The following is a 15,450-nucleotide window of genomic DNA, read 5'->3' as shown; positions in this document are numbered from 1 at the left end:
CCCGACTCCTCAGGCGCGGGGAACGCGGATCGAGCGGTCGGCGAACCCGATGAGGTCCAGCCGCTCCAGGCCCTCGCGGACGCGGGGAGTCAGCAGGCCGATGTTGGCCAGCGCGGTGACCACGCGGGCGAAGATGGCCTGCCGATACTTGATCATCAGCTCGTTGTGGGCGGCGAAGTCGACGCCCTCGCCCCGGTCGACCTCGATGCGGTCCCAGACGTCCTCGAGCAGGAACCGGCGGCGCATGAGACTCGCCGAGTCGAGCACCATCTCCTCGCGGTCGGCGAGTTCGGCGCTTGTCATCTCGCGGTAGATGCCCTCCAGCGACAGCACCCCGAACGACACGTGCCGGGCCTCGTCGCGGGCTACGAGGCGGGTGATGTCGCAGATGAGGCGGTCGTGGAAGGTGCTGTTGGCCAGCCGGAACGCGGCCATCGCCAGGGCCTCGACCACGATCTGCATGCCCAGCGCGGTGATGTCCCACCGGGAGTCGGAGAGCAGGTCCTCGATCAGCTCGGACAGCGCCGGGTTGATCGGGTACGGGTGCGGCACCTTCTCGCGCAGGTAGCGGGAGAACGCCTCGACGTGCCGGGCCTCGTCGGCGGCCTGGCTCGCGGCGTAGTACTTGCTGTCGAGGTCGGGCACCACCTCGACCAGGCGCGCGGCGACCACCAGCGCACCCTGCTCACCGTGCAGGAACTGGCTCACCATCCACGACTGGAGTTCCCAGCGGAACGTGTCCCACATGGGTCGGCCGCGCCGCGCCAGCGGGGACGCCTCGAACGACGCCATGGCGAACGCGGAGTCGTCGGGCAGCGGCTCACCGAACGGCACCTCGATCGACCAGTCGACATCCGTGCTGGCGTTCCACTGGGCGCTCTTGGCCCGTTCGTACAGGGAGAGGACCCGGGGCATCTCGGACTCGTAGTGCCACGTCAGCTGCGCACGCACGGGGGTGGTCACCGACAGACCAGACATGCGCCCAAGGTACCGAGAGAGAACACAAGATGCCAGACCCTTGATGACAGATACAACGACGGGCGGTACCGTCGTGGCGTGGCCCCCCGACCCGTACCGGCCTCCGTGGGACAGCGACTGCTCGGCATCATCGAGCACTACCGGGCGGACCACGGGGCGTTGAACTGCCCGCTGCTGTGCCGCCTCACCGGCGCGGTCGACCTGAGCGCGCTGGAGCGGGCGCTCACCGCGCTGACCGCACGGCACGAGGCGCTGCGGACCACCGTCGTGGGTCGCGGACCACGGCTGTCCCAGCTCGTGCACGACCCCCGACCCGTCGAGCTGCGGGTCGTCGACCTGCGCGGCGAGCCGGATCCGCACGCCGCCGCCGACGCCGCCGTCACCACCGAGCTGGCCACCCGGGTGGACGTCACCCAGTGGCCGACCCGGGCCACCGCCTGGCGGGTCAGCGACCACGAGGTGATCGTGTGCTTCACCATGCACCACCTGGTCACCGACGCGTGGTCGTGCGGGCTGCTCTTCGAGGAGCTGCGCACCCTCTACGCCGACGCGCACGCCGAGCTGCCCCCGGTGCGCTGGCAGTACCCGCAGTTCGTCACCTGGCAGGAGGATCGGCTGGCCGGCACCGAGCTGGACCGGCAACGCGAGTTCTGGCGCGCTCAGCTGACCGGGCTGCGGCTGCCGCGCCTGCCGTACCGCGAGCCGCCCCCGGACGCCACCCCGGGCGTGCTGGCCCGGGACCTCGACGCCGACGTCGCCGACGGGCTGCGCGCCCTGGCCCGGCGACACCGCACGACGCTGTTCACCGTGGCCCTGGCCGTCTACTACGCCGTCCTGCACCGGGTCACCGGGCAGGGTGACCTCGCCGTCGCCTCGCTGTTCGCCAACCGTGCCCGGCCGGAGAGCCAACGCACCGTCGGGTTCTGCGCCAACATGGTGGTGCTGCGCACCCGGCTGCCGCCGTTCGCCACCTTCGCGGCCCTGCTCCAGGCGACCCACGCGACGACCGCCGCCGCGTTCGCCAACCAGGAGCAGCCCTACCAGGCCGTCGCCACCGGCAGCGCCAACCTGGGCGGCCGGGTCGACGACGTGGTGTTCCAGATGATGGCCGAGCTGTCCCACCGCGTACGCGTCGGCGACACCGAGTTCGAGTTGCTCGTCCCCGAGGCGATCGGCAGCCGCTTCGGCACCGAGCTGGCTCTCGCCCCGCGCGGCGACGGCCTGCGCGTGGTGCTGTTCCACACGCCACGGCTCGCCCCGGCCGACGCCGAACGCCTGCTCGACGGCTACGTCACCGTGGCGCGGGCGGTGGTGGGCAACCCCGCCGTCGCGCTGTCGGCGCTGCTACGCCGCTAGGGCGGGTGTCGACACCCCTAGCCCGCGATCAGCTCGGCCCCGCGTTCGCCGATCATGATGCTGGTCAACGCGGCCGGCGCGCGCAGCGGCACCGGAACGATGCTGGCGTCGACGACCCGCAGGTTGGCCACGCCGCGCACCCGGCACCGCCCGTCCACTACCGCGCCCGGGTCGTCGGCCGCGCCCATCCGCGCGCCGCCGACCAGGTTCAACCGGCTGTACGTGGTGGCGCGCAGCAGGTGGTCGAGCTGTTCGTCGTCGCCCACCACCGCGTCGTCGACGAGTGCGAACCGGGCGACAGTCTTGGTGAAGGCGGCCTGGTTGGCGATCTCCCACGCGTGCCGGTACGCGTCGCGCATCCGGGCCAGATCACCCTCGGCGGTGTAGAACCCGAGGTCGACAACGGGCGGGCTCGTCCCGTCGGCGTCGCGCACCGAGATGCGCCCGCGCGAGGCCATCGCCATGTCGCCGATCATCACGGTGTTGACCTGGTCGACGCCGATGATCCGGTCCAGACCCGCGCCGGGGCCCCGCGACGTGCTCATGCCGGTGAACAGGCTCAGGTAGAACGCCTGGTCGGCCTCGTGACCCGGGATGCCGGCGAGCCGGGCGATGAGCTGCGTACGCGGCCAGTCGCCGCCGATCGTCTCCGGCTCGGGGACCACCAGGATGATCGCGCCGGGCTGGTCGATCACGTCGGCGCCCACGCCGGGCAGGTCGACGAGCGGCGTGACGCCGGCCGCGCGCAGTTCGTCGGCGGGGCCGATCCCCGAGCGCAGCAGCAGAGCCGGGCTGTACGGCGAGCCGGCGCAGAGGATGACCTCCCCGGCGTCGATCCGCTCCCCCGCGACCTGCACACCCACTGCCCGACCGTCGTCGAGCAGCACGCGCTCGACCTCGGCGTCGCCGCGAACGACCAGATTGGACCGCGACCGGGCCGGGTCGAGGTGGGTGAGGGCGGTGGACATCCGCAGCCGGTCGCGCCGGTTCTGCGGGTACGTCCCGATGCCGACGGCGTCGGGGGCGTTCATGTCCTCCTGGTAGTCGTGGCCCAAGCCGAGCGTGGCCTGCAGGAAGCCGTCCATCGCCGGCGTCAGCTCACCGCGCGGCCACCTGGTGATCGGGACGGGCCCGTCGGCGCCGTGGTGGTCACTGTCGCCGAACTGCTGGTCGGCCTCCAACCGGCGAAACGCCGGGAGCACCGCCGGCCAGTCCCACTCCGGCAGGCCGCGGCCGCCCCAGGAGACGAAGTCGGCGGCCGGGGCCCGCATCGCGCCCCGGTCGTTGATCTGCGTCGAGCCGCCGACGACCCGACCCCGCCGCAGCGGCGCTTCCCGCCCGGCGACGACTGTCGCCCGCAGATCCCAGTCGAAGCCGTCCTCGGCCTCCACCGAACCGGTCCGCAACGCCTCGGGCACCGCGGCCCCGACCAGGTCGGGGCCAGCCTCCAGCAGCAGCACGGAACGGGCCGGATCCTCGCTCAGGCGGGCCGCGAGCACCGCGCCGGCCGCGCCCGCACCGACGACCACGAAATCGTAGCGAAGCATGGGCTCAGCGTAGCCGAACACACGACATGCCAGGACGCATCACATGTGCTATCCGCGATTCTTCATTAGACTCTCGGGTATGAGCAGAGGCCCGGAAGTCATCCCCACCCTGCGCTACCGCGACGCGCCGGCCGCCATCCAGTGGCTGGTCGACGTCGTCGGTTTCCGCGCCGAGCTGGTCGTCCCCGGCCCGGACGACTCCATCAGTCACGCGCAACTGACCTGGGGCAACGGCATGGTCATGCTCGCCTCCCAGACGGACGGCAGCGACGGCCGGCTCGTTCTGGACACCGGGCCCGCCGCGACCTATGTGGTGCTCGACGACGTGGCGGCGCACTACGAACGGGTCGTCGCCGCCGGCGCCGAGGTCGTGCAGAAGCTCCGCGACGAGGACTACGGCGGCCAGGGCTATTCGGTCCGCGACGCCGAGGGCAACCTGTGGAGCTTCGGCTCCTACCGACCCGGCTCGTCCTGACCATCGACCGCTGACCCACGGCGCGCGGGCAGCTTCCGCCGCCGTGGGGCCCGGCTCGGCCCACGAGCTTCGCGGCGGGGTCAATCGTCCAGCAACAGGCCGGCCAGCTCGGCCCGGGTGCCGGCGACGGTGCCGTCGAAGGTCGCCAGCCACCACGCCCGGCGATACCAGTGGTGCAGCGGCTGCTCCCACGTGAAGCCGCTGCCGCCGTACGTCTGGATGGCCACCTCGCAGGCGGTCATCGCGGCCTCCCGGGCGGCCACACCTGCCGTGAGCACCGCCCGGTCGGCGACCTGGCCCGGTTCGGCGTCGACCGCCCACGCGGCCCGGTAGGCCAGCGACCGGGCCGTCTCGACCTGGCCGTAGCACTCCGCGAGGGGGTGCGCGACCGCCTGGTTGGCGCCGATCGGCGCTCCGAACTGGGTGCGGGTGGCGGCGTACCCGCTGGCCCAGGCCAGCGCCCTCGCCGCCACGCCGACGGCCTCCGCGGCGAGCAGCGCCAGGGTCCGCCGCCGGGTCAGCGCGAGCACGTCGGCAGCAGCGTCCGCCGCCACGAGGAGCGTCGACGGTACGCCGGTCAGCTCCACAGTCGAGACCTGACGGCTCGGGTCCAGGGCCTGCCCGCCGGCCCCGGCCGGCGTCGCCCGCGCCGCCGACGCGTCGACCAGGCGCAGCTCGATCCCGCCCGGCCCGGTCGCGACCACCACCAGGTCCACCACGTCGAGCGCGTGTGGCACGCGGATCGCGCGGCCGGTGAGCGTCCCGTCGGCGGCGACGGCACAGCCGACCCCCGGGGTGAACGCCGGCGCACGGGCGGCGGCCACCGCCTCGCCGAGGGTGCCGGGGCCGTTCGTCCACGCCCAGGCCAGCGTCGCGGGGGCAGCGAGGGGCCGGCCCGCCGCCCGCAACGCCGGGCCGGCGAGGCCCACGGTGGCCCACCAGGGTGATGGGCTGCGCGCCCAGCCCAGCCGTTCGGCGAGCAGCGCCAGCTCGACGGTGCCCAGCTCGACGTCGAGCCAGCCCAGGTCGGTGACCTCGGGCCACGCCTGGCCGTCGTCGGTGGCCCGGTCGTCGGCGAGGTACTTCGCCGCGGTGTCCCGCAGCGCCTCCTGCTCCCCGGTCAGTGCGAAGTCCATGAGGTCTCCCCTTGTCGTGGGCGAGTCGGTGCGTCAGTACGACCGGGGCAGGCCCAGTACGCGCTCGGCGACCAGGTTGCGCAGCACCTCGGAGGTGCCGCCCTCGATGGTGTTGGCGCGGCTGCGCAGCATCTGGTGCCGCCAGTAGCGGTCCCAACCGTCCGGTTCGGCGTCGTCGCCGAGCAGCTGCACGGCGAGGGTGGTGAGCCGTTGGTGCGCCTGCGACCAGCGCAGCTTGATCACCGACGTCTCGGGGCCGGGCACCCCGGTACGCGCCAACGCGGCCAGCGCACGCCGGTTGGTCCAGCGCAGACCCTCCAACTCGACGTAGCGGGCGGCGATCTGGTCGCGCACGACCGGGTCGGTGTCACGGCCACGGGCCTTGGCGGTCGCGACCAGCCGGCGGAACGCCACGTCCAGCCGGGCGGTCAGGGTGAACCCGAAGGTGCCCCGCTCGTGGGCGAGGGTGGTCATCGCGACCCGCCACCCGTCGTCGAGCGCACCGACCACCGCGTCGAGCGGCACCCGCACCTCGTCGAACTCGATCTCGGCAAACTCGGCCTCGCCGGTCATCTGCCGGATCGGGCGCACCGTGACGCCGGCCGAGCGCAGGTCCACCAGCAGGCAGGTCAGCCCGCGGTGGCGGCGCTGGTCGGGGTCGGTGCGCGCCAGCAGCAGGCAGTGGTCGGCGAGGTGGGCGTACGACGACCACACCTTGCGCCCGGTCACCACCAGCTCGTCGCCGTCGCGGCGCGCGGCGGTCCGCACGGCGGACAGGTCGCTGCCGGCCTCCGGCTCGGAGAAGCCCTGGCAGAAGATGATGTCCCCGGTGAGGATGCGCGGCAGGTACCAGGCGCGCTGCTCGGGCGATCCGCAGGCGATGATTGTCGGCCCGACCATGCCCAGGCCGATGACCCCGATGTGCTCGGCGGCCTCGGCGCGGGCCGTCTCCTCCAGGTAGATCGCCTGGTGGGCCGGGGACAACCCGCGCCCGCCGTGCTCGGCCGGCCAGGTCAGGCCCGCGTACCCGGCGGCGTGCAGCGCGCGGGTGAACGACCGCACCGCCTCGATGTCGCCCCACCGACCCTGCGGCGGCGCCCCGTCCGGGCCGGCGGTCACCGGCACCGCGCCCGCCAACCAGGCCCGCAGGCCCGCCCGGAACTCCGCCTCCTCGGCGCTGTCACGCAGATCCATGCGCCGCATCGTACTCGTATCTGGTTTTGATCTGCAGTATCTTGTTTTCACGCGTCCCGACGCCGGAAGGGGTCCTCGATGGCCAGTCTCGCGGACGACGCCGCGGTACGACAGACCGCAGCCGGGCACTACCAGGCCCACCTGTGCGAGGACTGGTCGGTCTGGGGGCCCAACGGCGGTTACCTGGCCGCGATCGCGCTGCGCGCGGCGGGCGAGGAGGCCGGCGCCATGCTGCCGGTGAGCCTGAGCTGCCAGTTCCTCGCGCCCCCGCGCTACGGCGAGGTCGACGTCGAGGTCACCCGCGTGCACGGCACCCGCCGCGCCGCAGCCCTGCACGTCACCCTGCGCCAGCGCGGCCGGATCCTGCTCGCCGCGTACGTCTGGACCATCGCCGCCGGCCTCATCGGCCCCGAACGGCGCTGGATGCCACCACCGGACCTGCCCAAGCCCGACGAGCTGCCCACACTTGTCGAGCTGATGCGCCGCGACGGTCTGCCAGTGCTGCCGATCTGGGAGCGGTGCTACGAGGTACGGCTGTCCGGCTGGCCCGCCGGCGGCTGGCAGCCGCAACGCGACGGTGTGCCCACCATCCGGGGCTGGCTGCGGCTGCACGAGGAGCTGCCGGCCGACGCGGACCCCTGGCTGGCGGCGGCCCGGCTCGTCTTCGCCGTCGACGTCGTGCAGTTCCCGGCGGTGGTGCAGGCGTTCGAGCGGACCACGTTCATGGCCCCGAGCATGGACCTGTACGTGGGCTTCCAGGGCGGCGACGACGGCACGGGCTGGCTGCTGGTGGAGGGCGAGGCCGCCGCCGCCACCGGTGGGGTGCTCGGCGCCCGCGCCCGCGTCTGGTCCGACAGCGGGCTGTTGCTGGCCACCGGCGGACAGCAGATGCTCTACCGGATGGCCAGCCCCGTCTGACGGGGTCTCAGCCGTCGGCGCGGCGGTCTCAGCCGTCGGCGCGGCGACCGAACCGGCGCACCGCCACCAGCAGGCACACCCCACCCAAACCGAGCACCCACGCGAGGGTCTGCAGCACCGGCCAGCGCACCGACCCGCCGCTGGACAGGCCGACCAGCGCCGCGGTGGCCACCGAGAACGGGTTGGCCCGCACCACGGGCTGCACCACCGAGGGGAACGCCGACACCGGCACGAACCCCGAGGAGAAGATGAACAGCAGGGTCGCCGGGCCGGTCAGCGACGGCGGCAGCGACTCCTCGTCACCGGGGCCGGAGCCCCGCCACAACGCGATCGCCGCCCACAACACACCGAACAGCGCGATCACCGCGAAGAAGCCGACGACGGCCAGCGGCCCCTCCCGGAACCGGAAACCCAGCAGCATCGCCACGCCAGTGGTGAGCGCTCCGATGCCGACGATGCGCAGCACGTCACCGACGACCCGACCGGCCAGCAGCGCCCCCGGCGCCACCGGCATGGTGCGCAGCCGGTCGACCAGCCCACCGCGCAGGTCCCGCAGGAACCCGACGGCGCTCGACGGCGACCCGAACGCGGCGGTGGACAGCACCACCAGCGGAGCCAACCGCTCCAGGTAGTGCTGCCGGTCGCCGTCACCGACGATCCGGCCGAACACCGCGTACTGGGTGAGCAGGAGCAGCACCGGGAACGCGAACGAGTAGACCAGCGCGGGCGGCGCCCGGAAGAAACGGCGAAGGTTACGCCCGGCGAACAGCGAGGCCTGCGTGACGGTACTCATCGGCTCCTCCGAAACGAACGTGCCGCGGCCGAGCCGAACAGCAGCCCCAGGACCAGCAACCAGACCAGCGCCGGCCACACCCTCGCGTCGGCGCCCTCGGTGGACAGCGCCCGCAACGCGTCGACCTGCGCGGAGAACGGTGACACCTCGACCACCGGTTGCAGCCAGCCCGGAAACGCGTCGACCGGGACGAAGGCGGTGGAGACCGTGGTGAGCACCAGGTACGGCAGGGTCAGCGCCGAGTACACCTGCTCGGGGTCGCGGGCGCCCAGCCCCAGTGCCGCGCAGCCGGCCGCGAGCACCACCGCGAAGCCGACCGCCAGCAGGACGAAGCCCGCGGCGCGGGCCGCTCCGGCGGTGAACCGGAAACCGACGAGCACCGCGGCGAGGAGGATCACCGCCACCGCGACGGCGGCGCGGGCGGCGTCCACCACGAGCCGGGCCGCCGGCACCACTACCGCGCTCATCGGCAGCGTCCGGTACCGGGAGATCAGACCGCTACGGGCGTCGCCGGCGATCAGGTAGCAGGCCGACATGGCGACCAGGGCTGTGGTCTGCACGACGATCGCGGGCGGAAGGAACTGCTCGTAGGCGATCCCGTAGTCGGACATCAGCCGCTGGAAGACCACCATGAAACCGGCGAAGAACGTCAGCGGGAACACGACTGTCAGACCGACCGACCGGCCCGCGCGGGCCTGGCGCAGGTTGCGGGCGGCCAGGACGGCGAACTGCCGCAGCCCGCCGGCCGGCACCGCCGTCGCGGTGCTCACCGGCCGGCCCCCGCCGCGTCCGCCTTCTCGGTGTCGTCGGACCCGGTCAGGGACAGGAACACCTCGTCCAGGGTGGGCCGCCGCACGGTGACGTCGTCGGCCTCCACACCCGCCGACTCCAGCCGCCGCACCACCTCGGTCAGGGTGCCGGAGCCGGCGGCCAGCCGCAGCACGTCCTCGTCCTCGGTCAGCCCCTCGAACGCCGCCCGCAGCTGCGAGGCCGCGACCGCCCGGGCCCGCGGGTCCTCGATGCGCACCTCGCAGACCGCGCCGCCGAGCTGACGCTTGAGCTCGTCGGGGGTGCCCTCGGCGGCGACCCGGCCGTGGTCGATGAGCAGGACCCGCCCAGCCAACTGGTCGGCCTCCTCCAGGTACTGCGTGGTGAGCAGCACGGCCGTGCCGCCGTCACGCAGCTCCCGGACGACCTCCCACAGCGCCCGCCGGCTGCGCGGGTCCAGGCCGGTGGTCGGCTCGTCGAGGATCAGCACGGGCCGGTCGACCACCAGGCTCGCGGCCAGGTCGAGGCGGCGGCGCAGGCCACCGGAGTAGGTGCGTACCGCCTTGCCCGCCACCTCGCCCAGGTCGAAGCGGTCGACCAGCTCGTCCGCGCGGGCGGCGGCCGCCTGCCGGCCCAGCCCGAGCAACCGGCCGAACAGCACCAGGTTCTCCCGGCCGGTCAGCAGCTCGTCGAGGGCCGCGAACTGGCCGGTGACCGCGATGCTGCGGCGCACCTCGGCGCCCTGGGCGACGACGTCGAAGTCGGCGACGCGGGCGGTGCCGGAGTCCGGCTTCAGCAGCGTGGTGAGACAGTGGATCGTGGTGGTCTTGCCGGCGCCGTTGGGCCCGAGCAGGCCGACCACCTCACCCGCGGCCACCTCGAAGCTCACCCCGTCGACAGCCGCCGTCGCGCCGAACGACCGGCGCAGATCGCTGACCTGGATCAACTGTTGTGACATCGCACCACCCTCATGCCAGGAATGCCGGAACCATATCAACGCTTGTCTGTGTAAAGCCAGATACGAGAACGAATACTCATCCGTCGACCGGGCTGCGCCGGGTGCGTAGTCGCTGGCGCGACGAGGCCGCGAACGCGGCGGCGATCCGCTCGACCACCCCCGAGCGGACGCACTCACCCGCGATGCGCACGCTCGACTCGACGTCGACGGCGGTGGCCGTTCCGTGGCAGATCACGCACACACCGCGTACCCCGAGCAGCGCTCCCCCCGGCTCGGCCGCGAGCCCGTCGCGCACCGCGCGGGTCACCCGCCGCCGCCGCTCACGCGCCAGCGCCCCGATGGGCGAGAACGCCCGCACCGCGTCCAGCGCCAGGCCGACGGTGGCGTCCAACGTCCGCTCGTACATCTTCAACGCCACGTCGCCGGTGAACCCGTCGGTCACCGCGACGTCGATGCGGCCTCCGAGCACGTCGTACGCCTCGATCTGACCGCTGTACCCGGGCATCGTGGCCAGCAGGAGGTGCGCGTCGCGCCGGACCGGCCCGCCCTTGACCGCCTCGTGCCCGTTGGACAGCAGACCGATCCGCGGCTCGGCCAGCCCCAACCGTCCCCGCGCGTACTCCGCGCCCAGCACCGCGAACTCGACAAGCCACTCCGGCACGGCCGCCGCCGTAGCGCCGATGTCCAGCAGCACCGTCGGACCGGCGCCCGGCACCGGCAGCACGGTGGCCAGGGCCGGGTTGCTCACCCCCGGCACCCGACCCAGCCGGACGGCGGCCGCGAGCACCGCCGCGCCGGTGTTGCCCGGGGTCACCATGGCGTCCGCCCGGCCCGCCGCCACCTCCCCGGCGGCGACCAGGAGCGAGGAGCGCCGCTTGGCGTACGTCGCGGCCACCGGATCCTCACCCATGCCGACCACGTCCGGGGCGTGCACCAGTCGTACGCCCGCCGGCGCGACACCGCCGGGCAGCAGGTCGCGGATGAGCGCCTGCGGGCCGACCAGCGCGATGTCCACGCTGGCCGCCGCGGCCAGCGCGCCGGCGATGACGGGCTCCGGCCCGAGATCCGCGCCGGCGACGTCGACCGCCACCCGCAGCCGCCGCTGCGGTGACGCGCCCCGGCCCGCCATCACCGCACCCCGGCGCCGAGCCGGTCCGCCGTGGCGGATCTGCCGGTCATGCCGTCGGGCTCGTCCGGTGTCGACGGTCCTGCGGGCGCGTCCGTCGCCGGCCCGGCCGGTTCGGTCAGTGGCGAGGTCAGCCAGTGGCGCAGGGCGGTACGGGCCGGCGCCAGCTCGCCCGCGAACGCGACGACCAGATCCCGGTGACCGTGCGGCGGGTCGGCCGGGCGGTCGGGACGCAGGTCGGCGGCGAGCACCTCGACCCGGGCGGCGAGGTCCGCGCCGCGCCAACCCAGCGCGTAGCCCAGCGCCGCCTCGTCCCGGGCGGCGGCCCGCCCGGGCAGGCCGGCGACGGCACGACACTCGGGGTCGATCAGCTCGACGGCGGCGAGCAGCGCCTCGGCCTCGGCGAGGACGCCGGCAGCGGCGAACCGCCAGGCCTGGTCGGCGGCCCACCGCCCGTCGCGGCGGGCCTGCCCGACCAGGTCGACCAGGCGGGTGCACAGCGCGCCGAGCGCGGCCACCGCCGGACGACAGGTGCGCGCGGCGAGCGTCGCGGTGCGGGCCGCCGGCCCCGGCGCGTACGGCCGCAGTCGCAGCCGCGCGGCCCGCACCAGCGGTTGCGGCGTCCCGGAGTACGCCTCGGCCAGCACCGGATAGCCGTCGCCGGAGCGGTCGGAGCCGGCGGCGAAGCGTTCCAACCGCCACTGCAACTGGTCCAGCAGGATGTGGCGGGTGCCGTCGAACACGCCGTAGAGGAGCACGTCACGGACCCGGGCGGCGTACCCGAACTCCTCGACGAGGGCCCGCGCCCCCAGCACCGCGCGGCCCTCGGTGACGGCCTGCTCGGCCAGCTCGCAGCAGGCGTACTTGGCCACCGCGGCGGCGTACGCGGCGGCCGGCCCGAGCGCGTTGATGAGGAAGGTGGCCTTCACGGCGGTCGCCGCGACCAGCACGTCGAGGGCCGCCGCCCGCACGAGGTGTTCGGCTATCGCGCCGAGGTGCACGATCGGTCCGCCGTAGACGTCGCGCTCGCGGGCGTACCCCACGGCCGCAGCGAGCGCCCCGCTGGCGGCGCCGGAAGCGAGTGAGCCGATACCACCGCGCGACAGCGCCAGGGTCAGTTGCAGGATGGTCAGCCCGTCGCCCGGCGTACCGATCGGTTGGGCCGGGGTGCCGGCGAACCGTACGCCGGAGATGTCGGCGGCAACGGCGGGCAGTGTCCGCCACCGGGGCAGGGCCGTCACCGTGTCGTCGCGTTCGGCCAGGAACAGGCCGAAGCGGTCGGTGTCGGCGAGCCGGGCCAGGGTGATCAGCAGGTCGTGCCGGGTGCCGCCGTTGATGAGGTGCTTCTCCCCGGTCAGCCGGTATCCGCCGTCGACCGCGTCGGCGCGGGTGCCGGTGCGGGCCAGGTTGCTGCCGTGCTCCAGCTCGGTGAGCAGCATGGCGGCCGCGCCTCCGCCGCGCAGCACCGCGCCGGCCCGGTCGCGCTGCTGCGGCGTGCCGGCGATGCAGAGCGGCAGCAGGGCCAGCGCGTTGACCCCGAGCGTGATGGCGAGGCTTCCGCTGTGCCGGGCGGCCTGCGCGTTGAGGGCGTTGACGTGCACGGCGGTGGCGCTGGCGGGGTCGTACACGGCGGCGACGCCGATCTCCCGCAGGTCGGCGAGGACGTCGTCCGGTGGTGTGCGCCCCGCGTCGGCCGCCGCGAGCCGGCGCGCGGTGTCGGGGTGATCCAGGTGCCGGGCGATGGCCGGCAGCGGGTCGAGCTGGGCCATCGGCAGGGGGCAGAGTCGTTGCCACGCCGACGTCTCGTCCGGTGTCATCCGGCACCTCACCGTAAATACGTGACAGCAGATACGAGATGCATGCTAGCGGTCCCGGCCGGTGGGTTTCACCCCCTGAAGCTCATCCCGCTCGCCACCGGGCTGACTACGCTCGGCCCATGGTGACGGCGGGACTGCTCCTCGCGGCCGGCGCCGGGCGTCGACTCGGCATGCCGAAGGCCCTGCTGCCGTACCGGGGGCGACTGCTGGTGGACCACGCGGCGGCGATCCTCACGGCCGCCGGCTGCCAACCGGTCGTGGTGGTGCTCGGCGCGCAGGCCGACGAGGTGCGCTCCCGGACGCGACTGCCCGGCGTGGTCCTCAACGACGACTGGGCGACGGGCATGGGCTCATCCCTGCGGGCCGGGCTGTCCGCCGTGGCGGCCAGCCCGGCCGTGGCAGTCGTGGTCACCCTGGTCGACATGCCCGGCCTCACCCCCGAGGCGGTACGCCGTGTCGCCCTCGACGCCACCGTCGACTCCCTCGCCGTGGCCACCTACGCGGACGGTAGGCGCGGGCATCCGGTGCTGCTCGGCCGACAGCACTGGGCCGGCGTGGCCGAGGCGGCCACCGGAGACCGGGGCGCGCGGGACTACCTGCGGGCACAGGGCGAGAGGGTACGGCTGGTCCCCTGCGCCGACATCGCCGACGACACCGACGTGGACCTGCCCGAACAGGCGGCCCGCCTCCCCAGCTAGGGTGACGGTGTGCTCAGCGGGGTCGAGGGTCTGTCCCGACATTTCACCGAGGACAGCCTGCGGGACTATCTGCTGGCGCGGTCGGTCCGCCAGGCCGACGGCTGCCTGATCATCCGCGGCTACGGCTCCCAGCGCGGCGCGTACCAGAAGGTCGCGGGCCGCGCCTGGGCGCACATCGCGGCGTACGCCGTCTTCGTCGGCGGGTACGACCCGCACCTGGAGGTCGACCACCTCTGCCCCGCGCGGGACTGCGTCGAGCCCACCCATCTGCGGCAGGTCAGCCACGCCGACAACTGCCGCACGCGAGCGCAGACGCCGACCTGCCGCAACGGGCACGAACGCGAACTCGACGAGTCGACGGGCCGGTACCGCCGCACGTGCCGCGCCTGCAACCGGGACAGCCAGCGCCGCTGGCGCGAGCGCCAGGCCGCCGAGGTGGCGCAGGCCCGCTCGGCGTACGTCCCGACCTGACCCTGTCCCCCACCGCCTTGCCCGTGTCCGGGGTCTGTTCGCACCGATCTGCCCGAAGGGTCCCAGCTCCACAATGGCTCGGCGCCAGAGCATGAAGGTGACGTGGCCGCAGCGATTGCCGCTCAACCGGATCGTCGAATCAAGCCCTGCCTCGGTGATGACCACTGCGCGAATACGGTCGACCCTTTTGACAGGGAGCCGTTTCCAGCAATCGGACGGTCATTACGCAGCCCTTGAGCAACCGAGGGAGGACGATCGGTACACCGCTCGAGGGTCCCATGCGAACGCTGGTTCTTGAGCCGGTGGCCTTGGTCACCAGCAGCTTTGACCAGCGGTTTCCGTATCAGCGACAGCGGTTGACCCCTCGTAGCCATCACGGTGGCGACCCTCGCGGTCGACCGCGAGCACCGCGTTTTCGGCGTGCTCGATGAGCAACATCGCCGTCTCGGCTGCTCGTAACCAGCGCTCCGCGGTTCGAACCCGAGGGCAGCACCAAGAAGCGGTACTCTTGGCGGTCGTGGATGCGTCCAAGAAGTGCGGGCGGTGTAGGCAACTTCGGCCGACAGAGTCCTTCCTCAGTGCGACCGGTTGCTCGCTGCTTTCCTGTCAGTCTTGCCGTGAGTACACCCGTCGGGTAAACCAGGCCAGCAGAGACGCGCGTCCAGGATCCAATCGAGCAATGAATCTCTGGTCCAAATACCGGATCACCGAGATCTTCTACGACGAACTCAGGTCACAGCAGGGGTATCGGTGCGCCATCTGCGGCATCCATGGGGATGAGATCCCGGCGACGCTAGCCGGCCGACCCCGCAAGGACGGCAGGCCTTCGGCGCAGGCGTTCCGCTTGGTGGTGGATCACTGTCACGGCACCAGCACCGTTCGTGGTCTGCTTTGTGGCGGGTGCAACTCGGCGCTCGGGCACTTCCGGGACAACAGAGAGGCGCTGCGTCGCGCCATCGACTACCTGGCGTCGGAGCCGCCAACCGTACCTCCCCGAGAGGGCGTCTAGCCTCGCCTCCGTCAGCCACAATCCGCACCGCCAACTGCCCAGGTCCGGGGCCTCGGTGACCTGCACGACGAGCTGATAGTCGAGGGCTTCGTCGACCGGGTCTGCATGCTCGTGGGGCCGAGTGCCGGGGACATGCCGTCGAGCTGGGCGATCGCGCTGATAAATCGGTCCGGGTCCATGGGCAAATGGCTGGCGGGCGCCCAACA

General features: G+C 73.3%; 15 protein-coding genes. 6 read left to right on the top strand and 9 right to left on the bottom strand.

Translation table 11 applies throughout. The annotated features are described in order from the left end of the window. Positions 1–9 precede the first annotated feature (9 nt). Positions 10–978 (bottom strand): ferritin-like domain-containing protein, encoded by a 969-nt coding sequence (locus tag AB0B39_RS24535; RefSeq protein ID WP_234589604.1) that lies wholly within the window; start codon positions 976–978, stop codon positions 10–12. Positions 979–1,056: 78 nt separating this feature from the next. On the opposite strand from AB0B39_RS24535, the gene AB0B39_RS24530 reads away from it, so the two are divergent. Next, positions 1,057–2,334: a condensation domain-containing protein gene (locus AB0B39_RS24530; RefSeq protein ID WP_357575496.1), complete on the top strand. Its 1,278-nt coding sequence runs from the start codon at positions 1,057–1,059 to the stop codon at positions 2,332–2,334. Positions 2,335–2,351: 17 nt separating this feature from the next. Here the strand turns inward: AB0B39_RS24530 and AB0B39_RS24525 are convergent, their stop codons facing one another. Beyond that, complete coding sequence (locus AB0B39_RS24525; RefSeq protein WP_234589599.1) at positions 2,352–3,881, bottom strand: GMC family oxidoreductase N-terminal domain-containing protein; 1,530 nt, start codon at positions 3,879–3,881, stop codon at positions 2,352–2,354. A 79-nt stretch (positions 3,882–3,960) separates the two neighbouring features. On the opposite strand from AB0B39_RS24525, the gene AB0B39_RS24520 reads away from it, so the two are divergent. Then, complete coding sequence (locus AB0B39_RS24520) at positions 3,961–4,356, top strand: VOC family protein (RefSeq protein WP_344360591.1); 396 nt, start codon at positions 3,961–3,963, stop codon at positions 4,354–4,356. A gap of 80 nt (positions 4,357–4,436) precedes the next feature. Here AB0B39_RS24520 and AB0B39_RS24515 read toward each other — a convergent pair whose 3' ends face one another. Both AB0B39_RS24515 and AB0B39_RS24510 read right to left on the bottom strand, forming a co-directional pair. Beyond that, the gene (locus tag AB0B39_RS24515; RefSeq protein WP_357575495.1) at positions 4,437–5,492 is read right to left on the bottom strand and encodes an acyl-CoA dehydrogenase family protein; all 1,056 of its coding nucleotides are present in this window, start codon (positions 5,490–5,492) and stop codon (positions 4,437–4,439) included. A 33-nt stretch (positions 5,493–5,525) separates the two neighbouring features. Next, positions 5,526–6,686, bottom strand: coding sequence for an acyl-CoA dehydrogenase family protein (locus tag AB0B39_RS24510; RefSeq protein WP_357575494.1), 1,161 nt, complete (start codon positions 6,684–6,686; stop codon positions 5,526–5,528). A 78-nt stretch (positions 6,687–6,764) separates the two neighbouring features. Here AB0B39_RS24510 and AB0B39_RS24505 point away from each other — a divergent pair, with 78 nt between their 5' ends. Then, complete coding sequence (locus tag AB0B39_RS24505; RefSeq protein ID WP_357490387.1) at positions 6,765–7,604, top strand: thioesterase family protein; 840 nt, start codon at positions 6,765–6,767, stop codon at positions 7,602–7,604. 28 nt (positions 7,605–7,632) lie between these two features. On the opposite strand, the gene AB0B39_RS24500 is transcribed toward AB0B39_RS24505, so the two are convergent. The 5 genes from AB0B39_RS24500 to AB0B39_RS24480 all read right to left on the bottom strand — a co-directional run bounded on the left by AB0B39_RS24500 (position 7,633) and on the right by AB0B39_RS24480 (position 13,066). After that, the gene (locus tag AB0B39_RS24500; protein ID WP_357575493.1) at positions 7,633–8,397 is read right to left on the bottom strand and encodes an ABC transporter permease; all 765 of its coding nucleotides are present in this window, start codon (positions 8,395–8,397) and stop codon (positions 7,633–7,635) included. Next, positions 8,394–9,167 carry an ABC transporter permease gene (locus AB0B39_RS24495; protein WP_357575492.1) on the bottom strand — a complete coding sequence of 258 codons (774 nt, stop codon included), beginning with the start codon at positions 9,165–9,167 and terminating at the stop codon, positions 8,394–8,396. Before AB0B39_RS24495 ends, AB0B39_RS24500 begins: the two co-directional genes overlap by 4 nt. Then, complete coding sequence (locus tag AB0B39_RS24490) at positions 9,164–10,123, bottom strand: ATP-binding cassette domain-containing protein (protein WP_357575491.1); 960 nt, start codon at positions 10,121–10,123, stop codon at positions 9,164–9,166. Before AB0B39_RS24490 ends, AB0B39_RS24495 begins: the two co-directional genes overlap by 4 nt. A gap of 76 nt (positions 10,124–10,199) precedes the next feature. After that, positions 10,200–11,252, bottom strand: a complete 1,053-nt coding sequence (locus tag AB0B39_RS24485) for a phosphate acyltransferase PlsX (RefSeq protein ID WP_357575490.1) — start codon at positions 11,250–11,252, stop codon at positions 10,200–10,202. After that, on the bottom strand, positions 11,252–13,066 hold the full coding sequence (locus AB0B39_RS24480; protein WP_357575489.1) for an acyl-CoA dehydrogenase family protein: 1,815 nt from the start codon (positions 13,064–13,066) through the stop codon (positions 11,252–11,254). Before AB0B39_RS24480 ends, AB0B39_RS24485 begins: the two co-directional genes overlap by 1 nt. Before the next feature lie 119 nt (positions 13,067–13,185). Here AB0B39_RS24480 and AB0B39_RS24475 point away from each other — a divergent pair, with 119 nt between their 5' ends. The 3 genes from AB0B39_RS24475 (at position 13,186) to AB0B39_RS24465 (ending at position 15,244) form a co-directional block, all read left to right on the top strand. Then, entirely contained in the window at positions 13,186–13,764 is a 579-nt protein-coding gene (locus AB0B39_RS24475) for an NTP transferase domain-containing protein (RefSeq protein WP_357575488.1), read from the top strand. 9 nt (positions 13,765–13,773) lie between these two features. Then, positions 13,774–14,235 carry an HNH endonuclease gene (locus AB0B39_RS24470; RefSeq protein ID WP_357575487.1) on the top strand — a complete coding sequence of 154 codons (462 nt, stop codon included), beginning with the start codon at positions 13,774–13,776 and terminating at the stop codon, positions 14,233–14,235. A 679-nt stretch (positions 14,236–14,914) separates the two neighbouring features. After that, a complete protein-coding gene (locus AB0B39_RS24465) occupies positions 14,915–15,244 on the top strand; it encodes an endonuclease VII domain-containing protein (RefSeq protein WP_357575486.1) in 330 nt (109 codons plus the stop codon). Positions 15,245–15,450 lie beyond the last annotated feature (206 nt).

Source organism: Micromonospora sp. NPDC049114 (assembly GCF_040648635.1).
GTDB lineage: Bacteria > Actinomycetota > Actinomycetes > Mycobacteriales > Micromonosporaceae > Micromonospora.
The sequence above is the reverse complement of the archived record's forward strand: the minus strand, read 5'-3'. Positions and strand labels throughout refer to the sequence as shown.

Coding starts and splice junctions, on each gene's coding strand:
- AB0B39_RS24535 (WP_234589604.1), bottom strand. CDS start 978: ATGTCTGGTCTGTCGGTGACCACCCCCGTGCGTGCGCAGCTGACGTGG.
- AB0B39_RS24525 (WP_234589599.1), bottom strand. CDS start 3,881: ATGCTTCGCTACGATTTCGTGGTCGTCGGTGCGGGCGCGGCCGGCGCG.
- AB0B39_RS24520 (WP_344360591.1), top strand. CDS start 3,961: ATGAGCAGAGGCCCGGAAGTCATCCCCACCCTGCGCTACCGCGACGCG.
- AB0B39_RS24515 (WP_357575495.1), bottom strand. CDS start 5,492: ATGGACTTCGCACTGACCGGGGAGCAGGAGGCGCTGCGGGACACCGCG.
- AB0B39_RS24510 (WP_357575494.1), bottom strand. CDS start 6,686: ATGGATCTGCGTGACAGCGCCGAGGAGGCGGAGTTCCGGGCGGGCCTG.
- AB0B39_RS24505 (WP_357490387.1), top strand. CDS start 6,765: ATGGCCAGTCTCGCGGACGACGCCGCGGTACGACAGACCGCAGCCGGG.
- AB0B39_RS24500 (WP_357575493.1), bottom strand. CDS start 8,397: ATGAGTACCGTCACGCAGGCCTCGCTGTTCGCCGGGCGTAACCTTCGC.
- AB0B39_RS24490 (WP_357575491.1), bottom strand. CDS start 10,123: ATGTCACAACAGTTGATCCAGGTCAGCGATCTGCGCCGGTCGTTCGGC.
- AB0B39_RS24485 (WP_357575490.1), bottom strand. CDS start 11,252: ATGGCGGGCCGGGGCGCGTCACCGCAGCGGCGGCTGCGGGTGGCGGTC.
- AB0B39_RS24480 (WP_357575489.1), bottom strand. CDS start 13,066: ATGACACCGGACGAGACGTCGGCGTGGCAACGACTCTGCCCCCTGCCG.
- AB0B39_RS24475 (WP_357575488.1), top strand. CDS start 13,186: ATGGTGACGGCGGGACTGCTCCTCGCGGCCGGCGCCGGGCGTCGACTC.
- AB0B39_RS24465 (WP_357575486.1), top strand. CDS start 14,915: ATGAATCTCTGGTCCAAATACCGGATCACCGAGATCTTCTACGACGAA.